Consider the following 22,214-nt stretch of genomic DNA (forward strand, 5'->3'; position numbering starts at 1 on the left):
CGTAAGCGTGCACCCTCAAAGGTCATCCTAAGCCGGTGAGAACTGCAGGGTTTGATTGCACGACAAAAAGAATGGCGCTGGGGCGGGCTAGGTCCAAGCGTCATTCTTATTTGAAAGCGGCGAAAGGCAACAGGCCGGCGGCCGTTTCCCTTAGTCCGGTTCGTTGGGTGGATTTGAAATGCTTAGTAAGAGATATGGGTTTCCTGTAAAGCCGGGAGCTCATTGGAGCCTCCCCATAAGGTCACATCCCAGAAGGTGTACAAGGCTTTGCGGTACGGCACGTGGTTAATCTCCACGCAGTCAGCGTCGACTTCAGTCACCTGTCCCGCATCGATCCGCTCTTCGCCGCGGAGCACCATGACGTCCACTTCACAGGCGGCGGCAATTCTCAGTTTCAAATCGCTGTCCAAACGATACATACTCATCCCTCCGTTACCTGTTATATCGGCAGAGAAGAGGCAAACCTTAACAGTTGACAGAGAAAAAAGCCGAACGGAAGCGTCCGGCTGTTTCTTTCCCGCTTGCTATGAAGGTAAGAGGGCGATTGACAATTAAGGCTTGATGTCGCATTTGTTCTTGATAAAAGAAATTTGATTCTCGAGGCGGTTGATCCGCTCGGAAGCGAGCGCGTCCACATCCGGCCCCCGGCCTCTCAGCTCGGCAAGCTCGCTGAGCAGGGCATGAAGATCCTCGCCGGCAGCGGCGCAGTCGTAATTGCTTTCGAGATGTTCAAGCATCTTCGTGCACCTCCTTCCCTGTGAATTGCCTCCCTTAGTATGGGGTGCGCAGGAAAGAGTCATGCCGCCTGGCTTCAGCCAATTACAGGATCGGCTGTGTCGTATGAACAAGCTGCTTGTCTTCCTGTCCATGTTCCGAATAGATGGCATGGGCCCAATCCAGCCATCCTTCCGGCAGGCGTTTCATCAGGAAGCCGCGGACCTCATGGCCCGAGCAGGCCAGATCATATATCAATTTCTCATAGGTATGCAGGATCGTATCAAAGTCCAGACCTACATCCTCCATCAACAACTCCTTCAATGCGCTGTCGTTATCACTGAAGACACGGTAGACCAAGCCATCATAAATTTCCGTAATCAGACCATCCTGAACACGAACAATTTTTTGACAAGTTTTTTGCATTGAATCTACTCCTTGCACTGGGATACCTCACATTATAGCACAGCATTACTCTCTGGTTTGTAGAATTTTGTAAGTGCTTTCGTGTTTTTTTGTTTTTTATGCTTTTGTTTTTGCGCTGTATCGCATACCTCCCTGTGCAGGTGGGAAGCCTAAAACAGGTACAGCTTGGAGGTGGAGCAGATGCAGATGGAATCGAAGACGGACTCTTACAAAATCGGCGTCGGGCACATGAAAGAGCATATGCCCGGTATGGTCGAAGCATACCATGGTTTTACGGGCAGCTGTTTCGCTCCCGGTGCGCTGGAGGAAAAGCAGAAGCAGCTGATTGCGCTGGGAATTGCGCTCTATGCGAACAATGAGGTATGTACGATGTATCATGTGGAGGAAGCCTTGTCCAAGGGCGCATCCAAGCAGGAAGTGCTGGAGGCGATGGCCGTGGCCGCCGCTGTCGGCAGCGGGCATATCCTGTCCCAGGGCGTGACCCGTGTCCAGCAGGCGCTGGGCTCTCTCACTTACGGAAAGCAGTAGCAGCCAGAGAAAAAAAGGGAGTAGGCCGGGGCCTATCCCTTTTTGCGTTTTTTGGCCCGGAACCGGGGGGCGACATAATTGCGCTTGCGGTCGCGGAAGAAAATCCAGCCTCCGATAAAGGCTACCCCTGCGCCGAACAGCAGGAGGCCCAAAAGCAGCTTGCCCCACTGGATGCCGGGGTCGGCGGCGGTCAGATCGAATTGGGCGAACCAGGCATCCTTGACGGCCAGGAACCCGTACGTGGCCATAAGGCCTGGGATCACCAGCATCAGAATGGCGATGAAACGGTAGAATGCGGCTTTCATGCGGACTCCTTTGTCATCCGGCGCCTGCCGGATACGGTCGACTTTTCGCATAAACTCCAGTCCCGGTTGGTGGGGAGAGCGTATGCATACCCTACTAAGTTACCATAAATCCGTGCCGGATTCATGCTTGTTCACAAATTGGACCTATATTTCTAGCATGAAGTAGAGGTAGAATAGAGAGAATGACCTACGCAGGAGGAATGGTAAAATGTCGCAGAATTTTGACGTGGTGGTGCTCGGAGGCGGGGTAGGCGGCTATTCTGCAGCGATCCGGGCAGCGCAGCTTGGCAAGTCCGTGGCCATTGTGGAAGAAGACAAGCTCGGGGGGACATGTCTGCACCGGGGATGCATCCCGAGCAAGGCGCTTCTCCGAAGTGCTGAAGTATATGCTTTAATGAAGGAAAGCGCACGTTTCGGGATCGAAACCGGGGAGACGAGACTGAACTTCCCCCAGGTGCTGAGCCGCAAGAATGAAGTGGTGGAAAGCCTGCATACCGGTCTGCAGTTTCTGATGCGCAAGCACAAGATTCAGGTCTTCTACGGCAAAGGCCGTGTCATCGGGCCGTCGATCTTCTCGCCGCGCAGCGGGGCCGTATCCGTTGAGCAGGCGGACGGGGAGATTCTCTCGCTCGTGCCGGAGGCGCTGATTCTGGCGACCGGATCGCGTCCGCGCGTGCTGCCGGGTCTCGAGCCCGACGGCGTGACGGTTCTCAGCAGCGACGATGCGCTGCGGATGGAAGAGCTGCCGGCGTCGATGCTCATCATCGGCGGAGGGGTGATCGGGGTCGAGTGGGCCTCGATGCTCAGCGACTTCGGCGTGAAGGTGACGATCGCCGAGGTGGGGCCGAGACTCGTGCCCGGCGAAGAAGAGGAAATCTCCCGGGAGCTCGAGCGTCTCCTTCGCAAGCGCGGGGTGACCATCCATACCGGCTGCACGGTGCTGCCGGAAACCTGCCGCAAACAGGAAGGCGGGCTGTCGATCGAAGCGGAGCAGCGCGGAGAGCGCATCAGACTTGAAGCCGGGGCGGCGCTTGTCAGCGTAGGGCGCGGGGCGAATGTGGAAGGAATCGGCCTCGAGAATACGGACGTGAAGATCGAGGGCGGGTATATCCGGGTGAACGCCTCGATGCAGACGGCGGAGCACCATATCTATGCCGTGGGCGACTGCACGGGAGGCGTGCAGCTGGCGCATGCCGCAGGCCATGAAGGCATCGCAGCCGCAGAACATATCTGCCGTCAGGAGACGCACCGCTATGAACCGCACCGGATTCCGAGATGCGTGTATTCGCGTCCGGAGATCGCCTCGGTCGGCTGGACGGAGGCCCAGGCCAAGGAGCGCGGCCACGAGGTCAAGACGTCCAAGGTCCACTTTCAGGCGCTGGGCAAGGCGCTGGTGCTGGGCGAGACGGACGGATTCGTGAAGGTGGTTGCAGATGCCCGCACGAACGATATCCTCAGGGGTCCATATGATCGGTGCGCATGTGACCGACTATATCTCGGAGGCCGTGCTGGCGCAGCTGCTCGAAGCCGCACCGTGGGAAGTGGGAACGGCGATGCATCCGCACCCGACGCTGTCGGAGATTCTTGGCGAAGCGATGCTCGCGGTGGACGGAAGAGCCATCACGATGTAGCCGCGGGCGCCGAACGACCCCGCCCCGGGAAGATGAATTACTTATGAATCTCTTGATCCAAAAATTGTTTTCATATCGGGAAGAGATTATAATATAAATGTATTAGGTAGTATTAGCACCTGGTATTAGACCCAGCCCTTGTGCCGGGTCAGTATCCTACAAGGAGGGTTCCTCCCATGTCCATCGGACAAATCTACAAGCACCGCCAGCTCGGACTCACGGATGCGCAGGTCGTCGAGATGTATACATATATGCTGAAGGCCCGTATGTTTGACGAGCGCGGTTTCGTGCTCCAGCGTTCCGGCAAGATCGCCTTCCACGTGTCGGGGATCGGCCAGGAGACGGCGCAGGTCGCTGCGGCATACGCCCTGCAGAAGGGTAAGGATTATTTTCTGCCGTATTACCGGGACTACGGCTTCGTATTGACCGTCGGTATGACGATGAAGGAGCTGCTGCTCTCCGTCTTCGCCAAGGCCGAAGACCCGAACAGCGGCGGCCGGCAGATGCCGGGCCACTTCAGCCACAAGAAGCTGAACATCGTGACGGGCTCGTCCCCGGTCACCACGCAGGTTCCGCATGCGGTAGGCTTCGCCCTGGCGGCGAAGATGCAGCGTAAGGACTTCGTCTCGTTCGTCACCTTCGGGGACGGTTCGAGCAACCAGGGGGACTTCCATGAAGGCTGCAACTTCGCGGGTGTGCACAAGCTGCCCGTCATCTTCATGTGTGAGAACAACCAGTATGCGATCTCCGTGCCCCTGCACAAGCAGACCGCGGGCAGCATCGCCGAGCGGGCGGCCGGCTACGGGTTCCCCGGCGTGAAGGTCGACGGGCGCGACGCGCTGGAGGTGTACCGCGTCGTGAAGGAAGCCCGCGAACGGGCGCTCCGCGGAGAAGGACCTACCCTGATCGAAGCGGTCATGTACCGTATTCCGCCGCACTCCACCTCGGACAACGATCTGCTGTACCGCACCAAGGAGGAAGTGGAAGAGAACCGGGCGAAGGACGGTCTGCCGGTCTTCCGGCAGTACCTGACCGGCGCGGGTCTCTGGAGCGACGAGCAGGAAGCGGAGCTGGCGGAGAGCATCAAGGCCGAGCTGAACGAAGCGACGCAGTACGCCGAGCAGGCGCCGTTCCCGCTCCCCGAGGATACGCTGAGGCATGTATACGCGGAAGAGGGAGGGCGCTAGCATGGCGGTTATTACATATCTGGAGGCCATCCGTACGGCCATGAAGGAAGAAATGGAGCGCGACGAGTCGGTGTTCGTGCTTGGCGAGGACGTGGGCAAGGGCGGCGTGATGAACGCGACCAAGGGTCTGCGCGACCAGTTCGGCGAGGAGCGCGTCATGGATACGCCGCTGGCCGAATCCGCTATCGCGGGGGTGGCGATCGGGGCGGCCATGTACGGCATGAAGCCGATCGCTGAGATGCAGTATGCGGATTTTATCTTCCCGGCAACGAACCAGATCATCTCCGAGGCGGCGCTGATCCGCTACCGCTCGAACAATGACTGGAACTGCCCGGTTGTCGTGCGTGCTCCTTACGGGGCGACGGGCGGGGGGGCGCTCTACCATTCCCAGTGCCCGGAATCGGTGTTCTTCGGCATACCGGGCCTGAAGATCGTCGCTCCTTCGAATCCTTACGATGCGAAGGGACTGTTGAAGGCGGCGGTGCGGGATGCGGATCCTGTGCTGTATTTTGAGCACAAAAAGTGCTATCTCGGCATCACCGGCGAGGTGCCCGAAGAGGATTACATCGTGCCGATCGGCAAAGCGGACGTGAAGCGGGAAGGCACGGACATCACCGTCATTTCCTACGGGATCACAGTGCAGTATGCCCTCCGCGCGGCGGAGGAGCTGGCCGCGGAAGGCATCTCCGCGCATGTGCTCGATCTGCGCACCCTGCAGCCGCTCGACAAGGAAGCGATTCTGGCTGCGGCGTCGAAGACCGGCAAGGTGCTGATCGTGCATGAAGACAACAAGACCGGCGGCGTCGGGGCGGAGGTGTCGGCCCTCATCGCCGAGGAGCTGCTCTTCGAGCTTGATGCGCCGATCATGCGTCTGTGCGGACCGGACGTGCCGGCAGTGGGCATGAATCCTCCGATGGAGAAGTTCTTCCTGCTCAGCACGGACAAAATCATGGAAGCCATGCGCAAGCTGGCCTTGTTCTAGGAGGATACGCAACATGAGCGAGAACATGAGAGGAACCGCCGTACCGGTGCCGCACCTGGCCGAGAGCCTGGTGTCGGCCACGGTAGGCAAGTGGCTCCGGCAGCCCGGAGATGTCATTGAGCAGTATGATGTGCTGTGCGAGCTCATTACGGATAAAGTGACCGTGGAGATGCCTTCGCCCATCGCAGGCCGCCTCACCGCTCTGCTGGTCGCCGAAGGGGAGACTGCCCCGGTAGGTGCGCCGCTCTGCCTGATCGAAGAACCGAACGCCTCGGGGGCGCCCGGCGGCGCAGTCCAGCCGGCTGCAGGTGCTTCGGCAGCAGCGGTACAGGCGGGAGGCGGGTCTCCGGCGGAGGAAGCGATGCGCTCCCGGTATTCGCCGGCCGTACTGAAGCTGGCGGCCGAGCACGGAATCGACCTCAGCCGGCTGGCCGGCAGCGGTCTCGGCGGGCGCATCACGCGCAAGGACGTGGAGGCGCATATCGCCTCAGGGGCCGTCAATCCGGGGGCGGCGGCCGTACAGGGAGGCGTGATCCCTGTGGCGCAGGCTGAACGGGATGCGGCCGCGGCCGCAGCGGCCGAAGGCGTCTTCGTACCGGCTTCGCCGAAGATTCCGGTGCGCACGACGGGCCTTCACCTGTCGGAGAATCCGCCGCATACGAATGTGGAGGCGGAGGGCCGGATGACTGGGGACCGCGAGTACCTCGTGGACGTGACGCCGGTGCGAAGCATCATTGCAAGCCGGACGCGCCAGAGCGTGACCGAGATTCCGCACGCGTGGACGATGATCGAGGTGGATGTGACGAACCTGGTGCATCTGCGCAACAAACTCAAAGGCGAGTTCATGAAGCAGGAAGGCATCAACCTGACCTATCTTGCGTTCGTGCTGAAGGCGGTCGTCAATGCCATCAAGGACTATCCGATCATGAACTCCGTCTGGGGCGTCGACAAGATTATCGTGAAGAAGGACATCAACATTTCGCTGCTTGTGGGCACGGAGGATTTTGTCCTGTCGCCGGTCATCAAGAAAGCCGACGAAAAAACAATAGCCGGCCTCGCCCGCGAGATCGATGATCTTACCAAGCGGGGCAGAGCCGGCAAACTGACGCTGAGCGAACTCGAAGGCGGGACGTTCACGGTGAACAACACCGGGTCGTTCGGATCGATTCTTTCTTATCCGATCATCAACTATCCGCAGGCCGCGATCCTGACCTTCGAATCCATCGTGAAGAAGCCGGTGGTGATCCAGGACATGATCGCCGTGCGTTCCATCGCGAACATGTGCCTGTCCCTCGACCACCGGATTCTCGACGGCGTCATCTGCGGACGGTTCCTCCAGCGCGTGAAGGAGAACCTGGAGGGCTACAACCAGGAAACGAAGCTGTACTAAGCCTCGGTACTCCGGAGCCTTCTAGTAGAACGAGGTGGCCGTGAGAAGGATCGTAGAGAGCAGCATGGATGCAATCATGAGATAAACGACAATTTTAAACAGGGTCTTGTTTGGCAATGCGTGTTCAGCTCCTTGTGTATGGAAATGCTATGGCTATATTTTAACCCAACGGGGATACGGGAGGAAAGTCCATGATTCAGGAAAAGCGGCTGGTCGCGGAATTTATGGAATTGGTGCAGATTGACAGCGAAACGAAGCACGAAGAGGAAATCTCGCGGGTGCTCAAGGAGAAGTTCACAGCGCTCGGCTTGACCGTTCAGGAGGACGACTCCGCTTCAAAGACCGGCCACGGCTCGGGCAACCTGTTCTTCACCCTGGCTCCATCGGGAGCGCCGGGAGCACCGAAGCTCTTCTTCACCTCCCACATGGACACGGTCACACCGGGCAAGGGCGTAAAGCCGCAGCTCGGGGAAGACGGCTATATCCGAAGCGACGGGACGACGATCCTGGGCGCGGACGACAAGGCAGGCCTCGCCGCCATGTTCGAAGCGATCCGTGTGCTCAAGGAGCACAACATCCCGCACGGCCAGATCCAGTTCGCGATCACGGCGGGCGAGGAGTCGGGCCTGCTCGGCTCGCGCAACATGGACGCGAAGCTGATCGACGCGGACTTCGGCTACGCGCTGGACTCCAACGGTACGATCGGGGATATTGCGGTGGCGGCTCCGACCCAGGCGAAGATCTACATTACGTTCTGGGGCCGTTCGGCCCATGCGGGCGTGAACCCGGAGGACGGCATCTCGGCGATCGCGGTGGCCAGCAAAGCGATCTCCCGCATGCCGCTCGGGCGCATCGACAGCGAGACGACGGCGAACATCGGACGCTTCGAAGGCGGTGTGGACGGGGCTACGAACATCGTGGTGGAACGCGTCCGCCTCGAAGGCGAAGCCCGTTCGATCACGGACGAGAAGATGTACGCCCAGGTGGAGAAAATGCGCGCAGCCTGCGAATCGGCCGCCGAGGAATCGGGCGCGAAGCTCGAGTTCAAGAGCGACGTCATCTACCCGGCTTACATGTATGATGAGACGGCGCCGGTCGTGAAGCTGGCCTCCGCCGCACTGCGGAGCGTCGGCTGCACGCCGCGCACCTTCCACTCCGGCGGAGGAAGCGACGCCAACATGTTCAACGGCATCGGGATTCCGACGGTCAACCTGGCGGTCGGCTACCTCGACATCCACACGACGAAGGAACGGATCGCCGTGTCCGATCTCGTGAAGACGGCGGAAGTCGTCGTGGCGATCGTGAAGGAAACGGCCGCCCAGGCACAGGCATAGATAGAATTGGGATAACCTCATGAAAGACAAAGGAAGCCGCGCTTATCGCCGATAAGCGCGGCTTCCTGCCGTTCACGGGCCGGCGGATGAACGTACGGGGGTGAAAGCGGCTGCCGGCGTCGCCGGACCGAAAAGGCCCCGGGTCCCGCTTGCACGGACGGATCCAGGGCCGATCGGTGGGGCTTGGCAGCGGGCTGCGCGCCTTGTTTCTGCAGAAAGAGAAAGCGGCCCGCGGAAAATGCAGTATAGGTTAACCCCTGCTAGCTCATGGGGGAGTAGGCGGAAGAAACATCGGGCATCCGGTTCTGCCGGGCGTAGGCCGGTCCGCGGAACGATCCCGAAACGGCGGCGGCCGAGCGGATCACCCGCTTGCCCTTCGGTACGGAGTAGCTCTGCGTGCCGTCGAGAAGAGCTGCGAGAGGCACGTCTGCCGCAGCACGGTCGAGTGCGCGCTGCAGGTACTTGCGGATTTCCCAGGCTTTGCCGACGAGTCGGAGCTGCTGCTCGGTCACATAGGATTTCATAGAATTCCCTCCCAGCTTGATAGGATGCTATAGTCCACCTTATGCTGGAGACTGATAGGTTATGTCCTATTCTTGGCACGGTCCACCCGGTTTCGGGTTGGCCCCTGACTTCTGGTATAATGTGAAAAGGCTGTACCAATACAATACCCGCAGAAGCGTAGGAGGAATCGGTATGACGCGCTCTATTCCCAAAAAATTTGAAGAAATTACTATATCGACCCAGCCGGTCTTCCAGGGCAAGATCATCTCGCTGCAGGTGGATACGGTGAAGCTTCCCGGCGGCGGGGAAGCGACCCGCGAGATCGTGAAGCATCCGGGAGCCGTGGCCGTGCTGGCCCTGACGCCGGAGGATAAGATCCTGATGGTCGAGCAGTACCGCAAGCCGCTGGAGCGCAGTCAGGTGGAGATACCGGCAGGCAAGCTCGACGCCGGGGAAGATCCGCTTGCAGCCGCCCAGCGGGAGCTCCAGGAGGAGACCGGCTACCGGTGCGGGAAGATCCGGCTCTTATCTTCCTTTTATACCTCGCCCGGGTTTGCCGACGAGATCATCCACCTGTACGCCGCCGAGGAGCTGATCCCGGGCACAGCCCAGCCGGACGAAGACGAGTTCCTGAACGTCGAGGAGCTGACCTTCGATGAGGCGCAGGAGTATATCCGGGACGGCCGGATCTCCGACGCCAAGACGATCATGGCCGTCTATGCCTGGCAGATCTACCGCCTGACAGGATCGCTGCCCGAATGAGCCTGAAGCCGTACTACGCCGATCTGCATATTCACATCGGGCGCACGGAAGCGGGGGAAGCTGTCAAGATCAGTGCGGCGAACAACCTGACCTTCTACAATATCGCCCGGGAGGCTTCGGAGCGCAAAGGCATCGAGATTATCGGCATTATCGACTGCCATTCTCCCGGCGTGCAGCGCGAGATGGAGCATTACCTCATGACCGGCGAGATGGAAGAGCGTGACGGCGGCGGCATCGCGTATCACCGGACGACGGTCATGCTCGGCTGCGAGCTCGAGGTGCGCGAGCCCGGCATGGGCCCGGTGCACCTGATCGCTTATCTTCCGAAGCTGGCCGACATGCAGTCGTTCACCGTCTGGCTGTCGAAGCACATGAAGAACGTGCAGCTGAGCTCACAGCGCCTCTATGTGCCTTCCCGGGAACTCCAGCAGGAGGTGCTCGGGCGCGGAGGGCTGCTCGTTCCGGCGCATATTTTCACGCCGCACAAGAGCGTCTACGGCAGCGGCTCGAGCCGGATGGAGCATCTGCTTGATCTTGACGGCATCGCCGGGGTGGAGCTCGGCCTGAGCGCCGACTCCGTCATGGCGGGCTATATCAGCGAGCTCGACCGCTACACCTTCCTCACGAACTCCGATGCCCATTCCCTGCCGAAGATCGGCCGGGAATACAACGAGTTCGCGATGGAGGAAGCGTCCTTCAGCGAGCTGCGGCGGGTGCTGGGCGGAGAGGAGGGACGGGGCGTGCTGGCCAACTACGGCCTCAATCCGCGCCTCGGGAAGTACCACCGCACCTACTGCGACAGCTGCTCCTCGATCCTGGATGAGGGGGGCGCCGTGGTGACGGAGCGCTGCCTTTACTGCGGAAGCACGAAGCTCGTACGCGGGGTGATGGACCGGATTCTGTCCATCGCCGACCGGGACGAGCCGTATGTGCCCGAGAGCCGGCCGCCGTACCGGTATCAGGTGCCGCTCGAGTACATTCCCGGGCTCGGGCCGAAGCTGTACGGCCGTCTGCTCGAGCGGTTCGGCACCGAGATGAACCTGCTCCACCGCGCTTCCCGCGAGGAGCTGGAGGAGGCGGCGGGGGAGACGATCGCCGGGTATCTGCTGGACGCCCGCGCCGGAACCCTGGAGCTCGAAACCGGAGGCGGCGGGAAGTACGGCAGGGTGAAGAAATAAAGCGGAGTCCGGAGTCATAACTTCGTCCAAGCCCTCATATATTGTTCCATATGGACAAGGAGGCATGGGCGATGCTGAAGAGCCGGACGCTGGAGCTGTACATGAAAGAGCACCTGTCATTCTACATTTTTGTCGGCGTCGTCTTTGTAACGGGCGTCGTATTCGGGGCTGTGATGGTGAATGCCCTTTCGATCGAACAGCGGGAGGAGATTGCCCGTTATCTCGGCAACTTCTTCTCCTCCGTCCACCAGGGCGCACTGGACGGCGAAGGGGCCGGTTCTTTCCGTGAGGCCTTCGGCATGCACATTAAGTGGATTCTCCTGATCTGGCTGCTCGGGATCTCGGTGATCGGGCTTCCACTCATCCTCATTCTCGATTTTCTCAAAGGGGTGCTGATCGGCTTCACGGTCGGCTATATGGTGGGGACTCTCTCGTGGAAAGGGCTGCTGTTCGCCCTGGTGTCCGTCGTGCCCCCGAATCTCGTGCTGATTCCGGTGCTCCTCGTCTGCAGTGTGACGGCGATGGCCTTTACGGTACATCTGGTCAAGAATCGGTTCATCTCCCGCCAGGGCGCGCTCTACGAACCGTTCATGCGCTTCACGGGCACGATGGTGGGCTCGGCGGTGCTGCTCGTCGGTGTGGCCGGGCTGGAGGCTTATCTGTCGCCGGTGATGATGAAATGGGTGACGCCCATGCTGCTTACGGTTTCCGGCTCCTAATAGGGTTTGACTTTCCCGCAAGCGAGAACCTATAATGTAAGCATACGGCAATGCCCTTCCAGGGGACTGCCGTCCGCGAAACCCGGAGCGGTTGCTTTCGATTGTAGGGGGAGAAGCATGGAATCTCGAATTGAAAAAATCAAACAGCAGCTGCAATCGCAAGGCTACAAACTGACGCCCCAGCGGGAAGCCACCGTGCGTGTGCTCCTCGAGAACGAGGAAGACCATCTGAGTGCCGAGGACGTATTCATGCTCGTTAAGGATAAAGCCCCGGAGATTGGACTCGCGACGGTCTACCGGACCCTGGAGCTTCTGAGTGAGCTCCATGTCTTGGAGAAAATGAACTTCGGAGATGGCGTGGCACGTTATGACTTGCGCAATGACAGCACTCATCATCACCATCATCACCTAATCTGTGTGCAGTGCGGCGCCGTGGATGAGATTATGGAAGATTGGCTCGGACCACTGGAGGAGCGGCTGGATAAGGAATTCAATTTCCAGGTTCTCGATCACCGGCTGGACTTCCAAGGCATCTGCCACCGCTGCCGTGATAAGAACAAATCGTGAGTAACGAAACCTTCCCCTGGATCGAGGCGATTCAAGCGAGAAGGTTTTTTGCATTGTCCCACATAATACGGCCCGCTTGGCAAACGCTATAGAACAGATGATTTGCGTATCAAAGGAGGCGGCTCACTGTGATTATTGGCGTACCGAAGGAACTGAAGAACAACGAGAACCGGGTGGCTCTGACCCCGGGCGGCGCTGCGATGCTGCACGCGGCCGGACACGAAGTGCTGATCGAGAGCGGGGCCGGGGGCGGCAGCGGCTTCAGCGATGAGGAGTATGCGGGGGAAGGGGCGCAGATCGTGCCGGAGGCGGCGGAAGTATGGGCCCGCTCCGAGATGATCATGAAGGTCAAGGAGCCGCTTCCCTCCGAGTATGACTATTTCCGCGAGGGCCTGACGCTGTTCACTTATCTGCATCTGGCGGCCGAGCCGAAGCTGACCGAGGCGCTCGTACGCAGCAAGGTGACCGGTATCGCCTACGAGACGATCCAGCTGCCGAGCGGCGGTCTGCCGCTGCTCACGCCGATGAGCGAGGTCGCGGGCCGGATGTCCGTCCAGGTCGGCGCGCAGTTCCTCGAGCAGTCGTACGGCGGCCGGGGGATTCTGCTCGGCGGTGTGCCGGGTGTGCCCCCTGCGGATGTCATCATCCTCGGCGGCGGCATTGTCGGCACGAATGCAGCCAAGATGGCGCTCGGCCTCGGCGCGAATGTGGTTGTGATCGAGCGCAGCGCGGACCGGCTCCGCTACCTCGACGACGTCTTCTTCGGGCGGATCCGTACGCTGATGTCGAATCCGTATAATATCGCCAACGCCGTACAGAAAGCCGATCTCCTGATCGGTGCCGTACTTATTCCGGGCGCCCGTGCGCCGAAGCTCGTCACCGAGGACATGGTGAAGACGATGAAGCCCGGTGCGGTCATCGTCGACGTCGCGGTGGACCAGGGCGGCTCGATCGAGACCGTCGACCGCGTCACTACGCACAGCCAGCCGACCTACGAGAAGCATGGTGTCATCCACTATGCGGTGGCCAATATGCCGGGGGCCGTACCGCGTACCTCCACACTGGCGCTGACGAATGTGACGATCACGTATGCGCTTGAGATTGCCGGCAAAGGGGTCACCCGCGCGCTCTACGGCAATCCGCCGCTGAAGCTTGGAGTGAATACGTACCAGGGACACGTCACCTATCCGGCTGTGGCTGAGGCGGTGGGACTTCCTTATACGGGGCTTGACTCGCTTCTGCCGATTTCCTGATGGAAGAAGGAGTATCCGCATATTTTTGACCGAAGGATCATAGTCTCTTCTTAAGACGCCCGGCGTCCGTTCATCCGGACACGGCCGGCACCTTGGGAGGTACAGGCTATGATCTTTCATTTTTCCCTGCGCAAATGGAAGGAACGCTTCCGCTTTCTGCTCCTCTTCACCGCCTTCACGGTGGCGCTGTATCATGCCCTCCTGCTTGTCACCACTTGGATCGAGCCGGGCAGCCGGTACAGGGAGCCGGAAGGCCGGGCGGTGAAGGTGTTCCTGAACGAAGGGGACGCATTGGCCGGAACCGGCACGATGGGCGAGCGCCTCAGGCTGTTCTACGAGATCGGGGAATAGGCTGTCTTGGGCCCTAAGACGCATGACGGACAAGGGTTTTCAAGAAAAATCAGGATAGGTTGCAGGAGATTAGAACGATCGTGTGGAAAAGATAAGGGACTGCCTCTGTACTACATAAAAGGGGATACCTAATCGCATGAGAGAACAACTGCAAGCTTTTATCCGTTATTTGTCTGAAGACAAGGGTCTGGCCAAGAACACGCTGGATTCCTATGAGCGGGATCTCGTGCAGTATCTGGATTATCTGGAGAGCCAAGGGGTCTTCTCGCTGCAGGCCAGCTCCAGAATCAACATATCGGGCTATCTGCTCGGTCTCAAGCAGAAGGGCAGAGCGGTGGCTACCCTGTCACGGAGCATGGTGTCCATCCGTGCCCTGTACCAATATCTGGTTAAAGAGCGCCTGCTGGATTCGGATCCGACCATTCATCTCGAGTCTCCGAAGCCGGAGAAGCGCGTGCCGATGGTGATGTCCATCCAGGAGGTGGGCAAGCTGCTGAACGCCCCGCAGACGTCCACGCCGAACGGCATGCGGGACAAGGCGATGCTCGAGGTGCTGTACGCCACAGGCATCCGCGTCTCGGAGCTGATCTCCCTGGATGTCGACAGCGTGAATCCGTCCCTCGGCTTCATCCGCTGCTCGGGGAGCGGGGGGAGAGAGCGGATCGTCCCGCTCGGCGAGATCGCTTCGCAGTACGTCAGCGCCTATATCGAATCGATGCGCCCGAAGCTGCTTAAGGCTTCGAAGCCGGAGCCGGCGCTCTTCGTCGGTCACCTCGGAACGCGCATGACCCGCCAGGGCTTCTGGAAGATCATCAAGAAGTATGCCACGGACACCGAGATCCGGCAGGAGATTACGCCGCATACGCTGCGGCATTCCTTCGCCGCCCATCTGCTCGAGAACGGGGCCGACCTGCGTTCGGTGCAGGAGATGCTCGGCCATGCGGACATCTCCACGACGCAGATCTATGCCCAGCTGAACCGGGGGAAGATCAAGGAAGTATACGACCGGGCCCATCCCCGGGCACGGATGGAATAAGGCGGCCGGAGCAGTCCGCGCTCGTCCGGCACAGGCAAGATGAGAGCAGGCTCTTTCCCTGACAGGATCAGGGAAGGGGCCTGCTTTGGGGTGCGGCGGCGCCCTCCCGGAGGAAGGCCGGCCCGTTTTTGCAATAGGCTCCCGCTTTTGCGATAATAACGGTAGATTTGGCGCCAGCAACACTTACATAACGACGACGATTCAAGGAGGCTGCAGAAGCATGGAAAAAACGAACGTACTGCAGAACATTAAAGAAGCCGCAGCATTCATCCGCGGCCAATACCCGGCGACGCCGGAGATCGCCCTCATTCTGGGCTCGGGGCTCGGCATTCTCGCCGATCTCGTAGAGGATGCCGTTACCATTCCGTATGAAGACATCCCTCATTTTCCCGTTTCCACAGTAGAAGGCCATGCGGGCGAGCTGCTGCTGGGTACGGTGGAAGGCCGCCACGTGCTTCTTATGAAGGGCCGCTTCCATATGTATGAAGGCTACGGGGTGGATACGGTATCGTTCCCTGTCCGCGTGATGAAGGAGCTCGGCGTGGAGAAGCTGCTCGTCACCAATGCGGCGGGCGGCGTCAATACGTCCTATGAGCCGGGCGACCTGATGGTCATCAGCGACCACATCAACTTTACGTTCCGCAACCCGCTCATCGGGCCGAACTTCAGCGAGCTCGGCGTCCGCTTCCCGGATATGTCCGAGGCGTACAGCCGGCGTCTGCGTGCGCTTGCCCACGAAGTGGCGGGCGAGCAGGGACTTGCCCTCAAGGAAGGCGTCTATATCGGACTGCTCGGCCCATCCTACGAAACGCCGGCGGAGATCCGCATGATGCGTACGCTTGGAGCGGACGCGGTCGGGATGTCCACGGTATCCGAGGTGCTTGTGGCCAGACACGCGGGTATCGAGGTGCTGGGCTTCTCGTGTATCTCGAATATGGCTGCCGGGATTCTGGACCAGCCTCTGTCCCATGAGGAAGTCATGGAGACGACGGACCGCGTGAAGCAGAAATTCCTGAAGCCGTGCTCGGGATTATCGGCCGGATGTAAAGCGGCGGGCACAGCGGGAGCAGAGAAAAGAAGGGTCTCCGCCGCCCTGGCAGCGGGGGCATCTTCAACCAGAGAGGAGCGGAATGGACATGGAACCGAACTACGTTCAGCATATTCTGGAGGCCGCCCAGTGGATCAGCGACCGGATTGACCGGCGTACACTTGAATTCGGGCTCGTTCTGGGCTCGGGACTCGGGGACCTTGCGGGTCAGGTGGAGGACCCCGTTGTCCTGCCATATGACGCGATCCCGCACTTCCCCGTCTCGACGGTGGAAGGCCATGCCGGGCAGTTCGTCATCGGGCGCCTCGAAGGCCGGCAGGTTATCGTCATGCAGGGCCGCTTCCATTATTACGAAGGCTATTCCATGAAAAAAGTGGTCTTCCCCATCTATGTCATGAAGCAGCTCGGCGTAAGGTCCCTTCTCATCACGAATGCGGCCGGGGGGATGAACCGCGGATTCCAGGCTGGCGATCTCATGCTGATCTCCGATCATCTCAATCTGACGGGGGACAACCCGCTGATCGGCATTCACCATCCGGAGCTCGGGGTCCGCTTCTCGGACATGTCGCAGGCGTACAGCCGCGAGTACCGTGCGCTGGCCAGACGCATTGCGGATCGCATGTCTGCAGAGCGGGGAGAAGCCGTACGTCTGCAGGAGGGGGTGTATGCGGGCATCACCGGACCGAATTATCTGCCGCCGGTGGAGCTCACGATGCTGGCGAAGCTCGGCGGGGATGCGGTCGGCATGTCGACGGTGGGCGAAGTCATCGCCGCTTCCCATGCGGGCCTGCGGGTTCTCGGCATCTCCTGCATCACCGATATGGCTATCGGCGAAGAGCTGGAACCGCTGACCCACGAGCAGGTGGTGGCCGTGGCGAACCGAACCAGGCCCGTATTCATCGAACTGGTCAAACGCTTCGTGGCGGAGGCCCCGCACTGATTCTCTTTCCTTCCTTCTTTGCCGAAATAAACCAAAAAGGACTGCGTCTGGCTCGCAAGAGCCCGGCAGTCCTTTTTTTGTGTTTTAGAGCCGATGCGGTTCAAGCTACTTCGATTTATTGGCGCCTTTGTCACTGGTGCGGGTAGTGGTGTTCTGGTTGCCGTGACCCTGCTGCTTTGCCATGGGGTTCCCTCCTCCAGGTAAGAATGATGATGTCGGATGCATCTTTAGTATGACTTGGAGAAGAGCCGTTAGCCGAGGAGAAAGTTACCTCGGGATTTTTTGACGGACCCTCTATGATTGGTAGGTACCCTGTGCTACAATGTGGGCATAAAGAACTACATAATAAAAGTGACCAAAGAACCAATCGATAAATATACAGAGAAAGAAGGGGTCGGTCATGACCATGCTGAAGGTAGCCCATTGCTCTGGGTGCGGTCAGGTTTATCAGAAGAATATCAGGAACCTCTGCCAGGACTGCTGCCGGTCCCTCGATGACGAACTTGACCGCTGCGAGTCCTACCTGAGGAGGAACCGCAGGGCAACGACCGAACAGCTGAGGGAAGCCACCGGGGTGCCGGTGAAGAAGATTACGGCCTTCCTCAAGGAGAACCGCCTCCACCTGGCGAGCTACCCGAATTTGACCTACCCCTGCAATTCGTGCCAGGCGCCGATCCGCCAGCACCATCTCTGCTGCTCGTGCCGGGTCCGCATTATTTCGGATCTGCATATCCTCAAGGAGCAGGAATCGAAGAAGGCGTCCCGGCCTTCCGCCTTCCAGATCCGGAACGCGGCTTACCGCTGAAGAATTACGGCTGTAAGGGTTTACTCCTCCAGGCAGGCTTGTCCGTTCCCCGGATAAGCCTGCTTGTGTGGCAGACCGGAGGCCAAAGTAGGAGATCCGCTCATCCCTGCCAATGTTTTCATATTTTCGGTCATCCGGTTTGGTTGTCCGTAACTTTTATGCTAAAATGTCAGAGGGAATTCATAGCCGCTGCCCGGGCGGCGATTTGTCACAAATTTTTCACGGGTAGCACGTCAAAAGGCATGTGTAAGTCCGCTTGGTTTTTGTACAATAACACTATACGTCTTCGTCGTAGTAAGGGGGGAATACCTATGCAAAAGTGGATCATGTTTTCACTGTTCATCGTCGCCTGTCTCCTCGGTACGGGCGTGCTCTTCCAGAACATTTCGGCGCGTCAAGCCGAGCTCGCGAAGGAAGCTACAGCCGGACCGTCGCTGAAGTTCAACGCTTCGAACTACAAGTTCGAGATCTCGGGCAAAGCGAAAGCCGGCGAGAAAGTAACACTCTCCTTGGTGAACAAGGAAGGCCTTCACGCAGTTGAGATCGCAGGCACCAACGTGAAGCTTGACAATAACACCAAAACGGCTGATTTCACTTTCGAGAAGCCAGGTGAGTATGAAGTGATTTGTGCACTGCCATGCGGTCCTGGCCACGCAGAGATGCGTGCGAAGTTTGTGGTCGAGTAATCGGCGTGCCGCATACGCAATAGAAGAGGAAAGCTCCGGAACCTGGGTTCCGGGGCTTTCCTCTTTTTTTGATATTTCGGGAAGCAGAAACGCGCCCGTTCAATGAAATGGACGACATAGGGCCGATGATCTCACCGCTTGGCGGGTATGCATGTCTTGACGGGGGAGGAAGCATACTACCTGTTATGGAACTCCCATCCACATGCTCCAGAAGGCAGGTGTATCTTATGGCATCCCGATTCCGACATCCACGGCCCCCCTTCGGCTGCGGACGCTTGTCTGCCGTCTCGTGCTGCTTCCTGCTCGGCGCCTTGGCCGTCACCGCCTGCTCTTCCCCTGCTCCCCGGCGGCCGGCAGAAGGGGAAGGCGTACAGGCCTATGGCGCCGGAATGAAGTTCAGCCGGATGCAGGCGGACCTGCCGACCGAGCGGGAGGAGCAGATTGTGCCGGCCGACGAGGCGGCCGCCGCCGTGGAAGCCGTGCCCGGCGTCAATGAGGCCTGCGTGGTGCTGCACCGCCGGCAGGCCATCGCCGCTGTGGCGCTCGACGAGCCGGCGGGGGAGATGAGCGGGCAGGTGCGGGAGCGGATCGAGCAGGCCGTGCGTCTCAGCGGGACACCGGCCGAGCGCATCCGGATCACCGCCCATCCGGGCTTCCTGAAGCGGCTGCAGGCCTATACGGAGACGGTCCGCGGCGGAAGAAGCGTGCCGGGCTTCAACCGGGAATTTCCCGAGCTGCTCCGTGAGGCGTTTCCCGGGGAGGGCGATTGATGCCCCCTGGACGCAGGATTGGAATAATTTGCACGCATTTGGTCAACACTGTGATGGAGAACGATCATTTTAGACGCTATGGCCAGGAGGGGTAGAACAGGTATGATCTCCAAAGTACTCAAATGGTTCGTGTCCGCCCAGCTCTTGCTGATGCTTGCGCTGCCTGCGGCGCTGGCTGAAGAGGGCAAGGGTGCGGCGCAGGTCGATCTGGCGCCGAACGCGACATCCGCCGTCATTATCGATGCGGATACCGGTACCGTGATCTTTGAGAAGAATAAGGACGCCAAGCTGCCGCCGGCTTCGATCACCAAGATCATGACGATGCTGCTGACGATGGAAGCGCTCGATGCCGGCAAGCTCAAAATGGACGACAAGGTGCCGACGAGCGAATATGCGGCCTCGATGGGCGGCTCCCAGATCTTCCTGGAGCCGGGCGAAGAAATGACCGTGCAGGATATGCTCAAGGGTATCGCAATGGCCTCGGGCAACGATGCGTCGGTGGCGATGGCCGAGAAGATCGCGGGCTCCGAGGAAGCGTTCGTCCGCATGATGAACGAGAGGGCCGAGCAGCTCGGCATGAAGAACACGAAGTTCGTGAACCCGAACGGGCTGCCGGCGGAAGGCCATGTTTCGTCCGCGTACGACATCGCCTTGATGTCGAGGGAGCTTCTGAAGCACGAGGAGATCACGAAGTTCACCGGGCAGTATCAGGATTACCTTCGCAAGGATACGCCGAAGCCTTTCTGGCTGGTGAATACGAACAAGCTGGTGCGCTTCTACAACGGGGCCGACGGCCTGAAGACGGGGTATACGAGCGAAGCAAAGTTCTGTCTCTCCGCGACAGCGAAGCGGGATAACCTGCGCGTCATTTCCGTGGTGATGGGCGAGCCGGACACGAAGACCCGCAACGCTGAGGTCACACGTCTGTTCGACTATTCGTTCTCCCAGTACACGAACCTGCCGATCTACAAGACCGGCGACGCCATCGGCGAGATGAAGGTGGGCAAAGGCGAGGTGCCGGTCGTTCCTCTGACGGCGAAGCATTCCTACTCCCTGCTGCTGAAGAAAGGCGAGGCGGCGGACGGGATCCGTCACGAGGTGCAGCTGCTGCCGGACCTGAAAGCGCCGGTCGCCGCGGGCCAGCCGATCGGCAAGATCGTGGTCTACAAGGGAGACCAGGTCATCAACGAATTCCCGCTGGAATCGCCGGTCGAGGTGAAGAAGGCCGGCTGGTGGACGCTGACGAAGCGTACCGCCAAGAAGATGTTCTTCCTGGATTAACAAAACACCCAAGAAGCCCCCGCAGAAGATTGTCGATCCGCGGGGGCTTTGTGTTTTTTGGCGGGGGGCCTGTCGCAATTCTTCTAGTTCTGCCGCAATTCTTCTAGTTTTGTCGGGGTGGCAGGAAATGGTTTGCGGAGCGTAGAAACAGTTGGCTATGAACCCAGAAGGAGTTGAAGCCGCTTGAGTCTGCAGATCGAACTGGAGCATCACCGCAAAACGCTGATTGTGCGTCTGAACGGAGAGCTGGATCACCATACGGCCGACGCGGTCAAGACGAAGATGGAAGAAGCCATTCTGAGAGGGAATGTCTCGCATATCATTCTCAGCCTGAAAGACCTGAGCTTCATGGACAGCTCGGGGCTCGGCGTTATCCTTGGCAGATACAAGCTGATTACGGCCAAGGGCGGCCGCATGGTCGTGTGCGACGTCAATCCTGCCGTCTACCGGCTCTTCGAGATGTCGGGGCTGTTCAAGATCGTATCCGTCGAAGATGACGAGAGCAGGGCGCTGCAAAGTCTGGAGGTGGCATTATGAGCGAACGCAATTTCATGACATTGAAATTCGCCAGCCGCTCCGAGAACGAATCGTTCGCACGGGTGACCGTCGCCGCCTTCGTCTCCCAGCTCGATCCGACGCTTGATGAGCTGACGGATATCAAGACCGTTGTGTCCGAGGCCGTCACGAACTCCATCATCCACGGCTACGACAACCGTCCCGACGGGATTGTCACGATCTTCGCCGAGATTGAGGGAGACACGGTGATGATTCAGGTGGAGGATCAGGGAAGCGGCATCGAGGATCTGGACCTGGCGAAGCAGCCGCTTTACACGTCGAAGCCGGAGCTGGAGCGCTCCGGGATGGGGTTTACGATTATGGAGAATTTCATGGACGAGGTGGATGTCGTCTCTACCCCTTCCAAGGGGACCGTCATCAAGATGAAGAAGCGAATCGAATCGAAAAAAGCCTTATTCAATTAGGGGTCTGATCTCATGGATGTGGATTTGAAGAAAGCCTCGCATACCTATTTGGACGATACCGAAGTCAAACGGCTGATCGCGCTCAGCCAATCGGGAGACTCTCTGGCCAGAGAGACGCTCGTGAACTGCAATATCCGGCTGGTCTGGTCGGTCGTGCAGCGGTTTCTGAACCGCGGATACGAAGCCGAGGACTTGTTCCAGATCGGCTGCATCGGGCTTCTGAAATCAGTTGACAAGTTTGATCTGTCCTATGACGTCAAGTTCTCCACGTATGCCGTGCCGATGATCATCGGCGAAATCCAGCGGTTCCTGCGGGATGACGGCACCCTGAAGGTGTCCCGCTCGCTGAAGGAGCTGGCGAACAAGATCCGCAAGACGCGCGACGAGCTCTCGAAGACGCTCGGGCGCCTGCCCACGATCTCGGAGGTGGCTGAGGAGCTCGGCATCACGCCGGAGGATGTCGTGTTCGCCCAGGAAGCGAACAAGCCGCTGTCTTCCATTCATGAGACGGTATTCGAGAACGACGGCGATCCCATCACCCTCATGGATCAGATTGCGGACGATACGCAGGACAAATGGTTCGACAAGCTCGCGCTGAACGAAGCCATCGGATCCCTCAGCGAGAGGGAGCGGCTGATCGTCTACCTCCGGTACTTCAGGGATCAGACCCAGTCGGAGGTGGCCAGCCGCCTCGGCATCTCGCAGGTCCAGGTGTCGAGGCTCGAGAAAAAAATTCTGCAGTCCATCAAGAATCAGATTGCCCAGTGACCGGAGCGAAGAGCGCATCATGCAATCTCCGAGAATACCCCAAAGAACCGCTGTACCCAAGGGGGGACG

The 22,214-nt window shown here is 59.3% G+C and carries 26 protein-coding genes and 2 pseudogenes; 22 read left to right on the forward strand and 6 right to left on the reverse strand.

Translation table 11 applies throughout. The features are described 5' to 3' along the window. Positions 1-182 precede the first annotated feature (182 nt). From PM3016_RS14580 to PM3016_RS14590, 3 genes are all read right to left on the reverse strand, one after another. A complete protein-coding gene (locus PM3016_RS14580) occupies positions 183-419 on the reverse strand; it encodes a hypothetical protein (protein WP_013916410.1) in 237 nt (78 codons plus the stop codon). Positions 420-551: 132 nt separating this feature from the next. Further along, positions 552-737 carry a hypothetical protein gene (locus tag PM3016_RS14585; RefSeq protein ID WP_013916411.1) on the reverse strand — a complete coding sequence of 62 codons (186 nt, stop codon included), beginning with the start codon at positions 735-737 and terminating at the stop codon, positions 552-554. An 82-nt stretch (positions 738-819) separates the two neighbouring features. After that, positions 820-1,140: a hypothetical protein gene (locus PM3016_RS14590; protein WP_013916412.1), complete on the reverse strand. Its 321-nt coding sequence runs from the start codon at positions 1,138-1,140 to the stop codon at positions 820-822. Between the two features lie 228 nt (positions 1,141-1,368). On the opposite strand from PM3016_RS14590, the gene PM3016_RS14595 reads away from it, so the two are divergent. After that, positions 1,369-1,668 (forward strand): carboxymuconolactone decarboxylase family protein, encoded by a 300-nt coding sequence (locus PM3016_RS14595; protein ID WP_413783334.1) that lies wholly within the window; start codon positions 1,369-1,371, stop codon positions 1,666-1,668. 32 nt (positions 1,669-1,700) lie between these two features. On the opposite strand, the gene PM3016_RS14600 is transcribed toward PM3016_RS14595, so the two are convergent. Further along, positions 1,701-2,024, reverse strand: a complete 324-nt coding sequence (locus tag PM3016_RS14600) for a DUF2627 domain-containing protein (protein ID WP_013916414.1) — start codon at positions 2,022-2,024, stop codon at positions 1,701-1,703. Positions 2,025-2,181: 157 nt separating this feature from the next. Here PM3016_RS14600 and lpdA point away from each other — a divergent pair. From lpdA to PM3016_RS14620, 4 genes and pseudogenes are all read left to right on the forward strand, one after another. Further along, positions 2,182-3,604 (forward strand): annotated as a pseudogene (gene lpdA, locus PM3016_RS14605) (dihydrolipoyl dehydrogenase). 176 nt (positions 3,605-3,780) lie between these two features. Beyond that, positions 3,781-4,791: a thiamine pyrophosphate-dependent dehydrogenase E1 component subunit alpha gene (locus PM3016_RS14610; protein WP_013916416.1), complete on the forward strand. Its 1,011-nt coding sequence runs from the start codon at positions 3,781-3,783 to the stop codon at positions 4,789-4,791. Between the two features lies 1 nt (position 4,792). Continuing rightward, positions 4,793-5,773, forward strand: coding sequence for an alpha-ketoacid dehydrogenase subunit beta (locus PM3016_RS14615; protein ID WP_013916417.1), 981 nt, complete (start codon positions 4,793-4,795; stop codon positions 5,771-5,773). Positions 5,774-5,786: 13 nt separating this feature from the next. Next, the gene (locus tag PM3016_RS14620) at positions 5,787-7,163 is read left to right on the forward strand and encodes a dihydrolipoamide acetyltransferase family protein (protein WP_013916418.1); all 1,377 of its coding nucleotides are present in this window, start codon (positions 5,787-5,789) and stop codon (positions 7,161-7,163) included. 21 nt (positions 7,164-7,184) lie between these two features. On the opposite strand, the gene prli42 is transcribed toward PM3016_RS14620, so the two are convergent. Beyond that, positions 7,185-7,280 (reverse strand): stressosome-associated protein Prli42, encoded by a 96-nt coding sequence (gene prli42, locus PM3016_RS38660; protein ID WP_016362580.1) that lies wholly within the window; start codon positions 7,278-7,280, stop codon positions 7,185-7,187. Positions 7,281-7,354: 74 nt separating this feature from the next. On the opposite strand from prli42, the gene PM3016_RS14625 reads away from it, so the two are divergent. Further along, positions 7,355-8,497, forward strand: a complete 1,143-nt coding sequence (locus PM3016_RS14625) for a M20/M25/M40 family metallo-hydrolase (protein ID WP_013916419.1) — start codon at positions 7,355-7,357, stop codon at positions 8,495-8,497. Between the two features lie 260 nt (positions 8,498-8,757). On the opposite strand, the gene mciZ is transcribed toward PM3016_RS14625, so the two are convergent. Beyond that, complete coding sequence (mciZ, locus tag PM3016_RS14630; RefSeq protein ID WP_013916420.1) at positions 8,758-9,021, reverse strand: Z-ring formation inhibitor MciZ; 264 nt, start codon at positions 9,019-9,021, stop codon at positions 8,758-8,760. A gap of 172 nt (positions 9,022-9,193) precedes the next feature. Between mciZ and PM3016_RS14635 the strand changes: the two genes are divergently transcribed. The 16 genes and pseudogenes from PM3016_RS14635 to sigF all read left to right on the forward strand — a co-directional run bounded on the left by PM3016_RS14635 (position 9,194) and on the right by sigF (position 22,145). Continuing rightward, positions 9,194-9,763, forward strand: coding sequence for an NUDIX hydrolase (locus PM3016_RS14635; protein ID WP_013916421.1), 570 nt, complete (start codon positions 9,194-9,196; stop codon positions 9,761-9,763). Continuing rightward, a complete protein-coding gene (locus PM3016_RS14640) occupies positions 9,760-10,941 on the forward strand; it encodes an endonuclease Q family protein (protein ID WP_013916422.1) in 1,182 nt (393 codons plus the stop codon). The genes PM3016_RS14635 and PM3016_RS14640 overlap by 4 nt, the downstream gene beginning before the upstream one ends. Positions 10,942-11,012: 71 nt before the next feature. Beyond that, positions 11,013-11,660, forward strand: coding sequence for a stage II sporulation protein M (gene spoIIM, locus PM3016_RS14645; protein ID WP_013916423.1), 648 nt, complete (start codon positions 11,013-11,015; stop codon positions 11,658-11,660). Positions 11,661-11,777: 117 nt separating this feature from the next. Then, a complete protein-coding gene (fur, locus tag PM3016_RS14650) occupies positions 11,778-12,227 on the forward strand; it encodes a ferric iron uptake transcriptional regulator (protein ID WP_013916424.1) in 450 nt (149 codons plus the stop codon). A gap of 128 nt (positions 12,228-12,355) precedes the next feature. Then, positions 12,356-13,480 (forward strand): alanine dehydrogenase, encoded by a 1,125-nt coding sequence (gene ald / locus PM3016_RS14655; protein WP_013916425.1) that lies wholly within the window; start codon positions 12,356-12,358, stop codon positions 13,478-13,480. A gap of 108 nt (positions 13,481-13,588) precedes the next feature. Continuing rightward, positions 13,589-13,831 carry a YqzK family protein gene (locus PM3016_RS14660; RefSeq protein ID WP_013916426.1) on the forward strand — a complete coding sequence of 81 codons (243 nt, stop codon included), beginning with the start codon at positions 13,589-13,591 and terminating at the stop codon, positions 13,829-13,831. A 136-nt stretch (positions 13,832-13,967) separates the two neighbouring features. Then, the gene (gene xerD, locus PM3016_RS14665; RefSeq protein WP_013916427.1) at positions 13,968-14,867 is read left to right on the forward strand and encodes a site-specific tyrosine recombinase XerD; all 900 of its coding nucleotides are present in this window, start codon (positions 13,968-13,970) and stop codon (positions 14,865-14,867) included. A gap of 220 nt (positions 14,868-15,087) precedes the next feature. Next, positions 15,088-15,914: pseudogene (locus PM3016_RS14670) on the forward strand (purine-nucleoside phosphorylase). Between the two features lie 89 nt (positions 15,915-16,003). Next, positions 16,004-16,855 carry a purine-nucleoside phosphorylase gene (locus PM3016_RS14675; protein WP_014370008.1) on the forward strand — a complete coding sequence of 284 codons (852 nt, stop codon included), beginning with the start codon at positions 16,004-16,006 and terminating at the stop codon, positions 16,853-16,855. Between the two features lie 400 nt (positions 16,856-17,255). Next, positions 17,256-17,660 (forward strand): flagellar protein, encoded by a 405-nt coding sequence (locus tag PM3016_RS14680; protein ID WP_014370009.1) that lies wholly within the window; start codon positions 17,256-17,258, stop codon positions 17,658-17,660. Between the two features lie 311 nt (positions 17,661-17,971). Further along, positions 17,972-18,346 carry a cupredoxin domain-containing protein gene (locus PM3016_RS14685; protein WP_013916433.1) on the forward strand — a complete coding sequence of 125 codons (375 nt, stop codon included), beginning with the start codon at positions 17,972-17,974 and terminating at the stop codon, positions 18,344-18,346. 227 nt (positions 18,347-18,573) lie between these two features. After that, on the forward strand, positions 18,574-19,116 hold the full coding sequence (locus PM3016_RS14690) for a YhcN/YlaJ family sporulation lipoprotein (protein ID WP_014370010.1): 543 nt from the start codon (positions 18,574-18,576) through the stop codon (positions 19,114-19,116). 102 nt (positions 19,117-19,218) lie between these two features. Beyond that, positions 19,219-20,397, forward strand: a complete 1,179-nt coding sequence (locus PM3016_RS14695; protein ID WP_013916435.1) for a D-alanyl-D-alanine carboxypeptidase family protein — start codon at positions 19,219-19,221, stop codon at positions 20,395-20,397. A gap of 183 nt (positions 20,398-20,580) precedes the next feature. Then, positions 20,581-20,934 (forward strand): anti-sigma F factor antagonist, encoded by a 354-nt coding sequence (spoIIAA, locus tag PM3016_RS14700; protein ID WP_013916436.1) that lies wholly within the window; start codon positions 20,581-20,583, stop codon positions 20,932-20,934. Then, the gene (gene spoIIAB, locus PM3016_RS14705; RefSeq protein WP_013916437.1) at positions 20,931-21,377 is read left to right on the forward strand and encodes an anti-sigma F factor; all 447 of its coding nucleotides are present in this window, start codon (positions 20,931-20,933) and stop codon (positions 21,375-21,377) included. Before spoIIAA ends, spoIIAB begins: the two co-directional genes overlap by 4 nt. 12 nt (positions 21,378-21,389) lie before the next feature. Beyond that, positions 21,390-22,145, forward strand: coding sequence for an RNA polymerase sporulation sigma factor SigF (gene sigF / locus PM3016_RS14710; RefSeq protein ID WP_013916438.1), 756 nt, complete (start codon positions 21,390-21,392; stop codon positions 22,143-22,145). The last annotated feature ends 69 nt before the right edge of the window (positions 22,146-22,214 follow it).

Origin of the sequence: Paenibacillus mucilaginosus 3016 (assembly GCF_000250655.1) — a bacterium.
Classification (GTDB): Bacteria; Bacillota; Bacilli; order Paenibacillales; family NBRC-103111; genus Paenibacillus_G; species Paenibacillus_G mucilaginosus.

What these genes read in the sequence shown, in the direction of transcription:
- spoIIAB (WP_013916437.1), top strand. Translation starts at nt 20,931, where the DNA reads ATGAGCGAACGCAATTTCATGACATTGAAATTCGCCAGCCGCTCCGAG.
- spoIIM (WP_013916423.1), top strand. Translation starts at nt 11,013, where the DNA reads ATGCTGAAGAGCCGGACGCTGGAGCTGTACATGAAAGAGCACCTGTCA.
- PM3016_RS14680 (WP_014370009.1), top strand. Translation starts at nt 17,256, where the DNA reads ATGACCATGCTGAAGGTAGCCCATTGCTCTGGGTGCGGTCAGGTTTAT.
- PM3016_RS14600 (WP_013916414.1), bottom strand. Translation starts at nt 2,024, where the DNA reads ATGCGAAAAGTCGACCGTATCCGGCAGGCGCCGGATGACAAAGGAGTC.
- PM3016_RS14675 (WP_014370008.1), top strand. Translation starts at nt 16,004, where the DNA reads ATGGAACCGAACTACGTTCAGCATATTCTGGAGGCCGCCCAGTGGATC.
- PM3016_RS14620 (WP_013916418.1), top strand. Translation starts at nt 5,787, where the DNA reads ATGAGCGAGAACATGAGAGGAACCGCCGTACCGGTGCCGCACCTGGCC.
- fur (WP_013916424.1), top strand. Translation starts at nt 11,778, where the DNA reads ATGGAATCTCGAATTGAAAAAATCAAACAGCAGCTGCAATCGCAAGGC.
- PM3016_RS14595 (WP_413783334.1), top strand. Translation starts at nt 1,369, where the DNA reads ATGAAAGAGCATATGCCCGGTATGGTCGAAGCATACCATGGTTTTACG.
- sigF (WP_013916438.1), top strand. Translation starts at nt 21,390, where the DNA reads ATGGATGTGGATTTGAAGAAAGCCTCGCATACCTATTTGGACGATACC.
- PM3016_RS14685 (WP_013916433.1), top strand. Translation starts at nt 17,972, where the DNA reads ATGCAAAAGTGGATCATGTTTTCACTGTTCATCGTCGCCTGTCTCCTC.
- PM3016_RS14635 (WP_013916421.1), top strand. Translation starts at nt 9,194, where the DNA reads ATGACGCGCTCTATTCCCAAAAAATTTGAAGAAATTACTATATCGACC.
- PM3016_RS14695 (WP_013916435.1), top strand. Translation starts at nt 19,219, where the DNA reads ATGATCTCCAAAGTACTCAAATGGTTCGTGTCCGCCCAGCTCTTGCTG.
- PM3016_RS14625 (WP_013916419.1), top strand. Translation starts at nt 7,355, where the DNA reads ATGATTCAGGAAAAGCGGCTGGTCGCGGAATTTATGGAATTGGTGCAG.
- mciZ (WP_013916420.1), bottom strand. Translation starts at nt 9,021, where the DNA reads ATGAAATCCTATGTGACCGAGCAGCAGCTCCGACTCGTCGGCAAAGCC.
- PM3016_RS14610 (WP_013916416.1), top strand. Translation starts at nt 3,781, where the DNA reads ATGTCCATCGGACAAATCTACAAGCACCGCCAGCTCGGACTCACGGAT.
- PM3016_RS14660 (WP_013916426.1), top strand. Translation starts at nt 13,589, where the DNA reads ATGATCTTTCATTTTTCCCTGCGCAAATGGAAGGAACGCTTCCGCTTT.
- PM3016_RS14640 (WP_013916422.1), top strand. Translation starts at nt 9,760, where the DNA reads ATGAGCCTGAAGCCGTACTACGCCGATCTGCATATTCACATCGGGCGC.
- PM3016_RS14615 (WP_013916417.1), top strand. Translation starts at nt 4,793, where the DNA reads ATGGCGGTTATTACATATCTGGAGGCCATCCGTACGGCCATGAAGGAA.
- xerD (WP_013916427.1), top strand. Translation starts at nt 13,968, where the DNA reads ATGAGAGAACAACTGCAAGCTTTTATCCGTTATTTGTCTGAAGACAAG.
- PM3016_RS14590 (WP_013916412.1), bottom strand. Translation starts at nt 1,140, where the DNA reads ATGCAAAAAACTTGTCAAAAAATTGTTCGTGTTCAGGATGGTCTGATT.
- PM3016_RS14585 (WP_013916411.1), bottom strand. Translation starts at nt 737, where the DNA reads ATGCTTGAACATCTCGAAAGCAATTACGACTGCGCCGCTGCCGGCGAG.
- PM3016_RS14690 (WP_014370010.1), top strand. Translation starts at nt 18,574, where the DNA reads ATGGCATCCCGATTCCGACATCCACGGCCCCCCTTCGGCTGCGGACGC.
- PM3016_RS14580 (WP_013916410.1), bottom strand. Translation starts at nt 419, where the DNA reads ATGTATCGTTTGGACAGCGATTTGAAACTGAGAATTGCCGCCGCCTGT.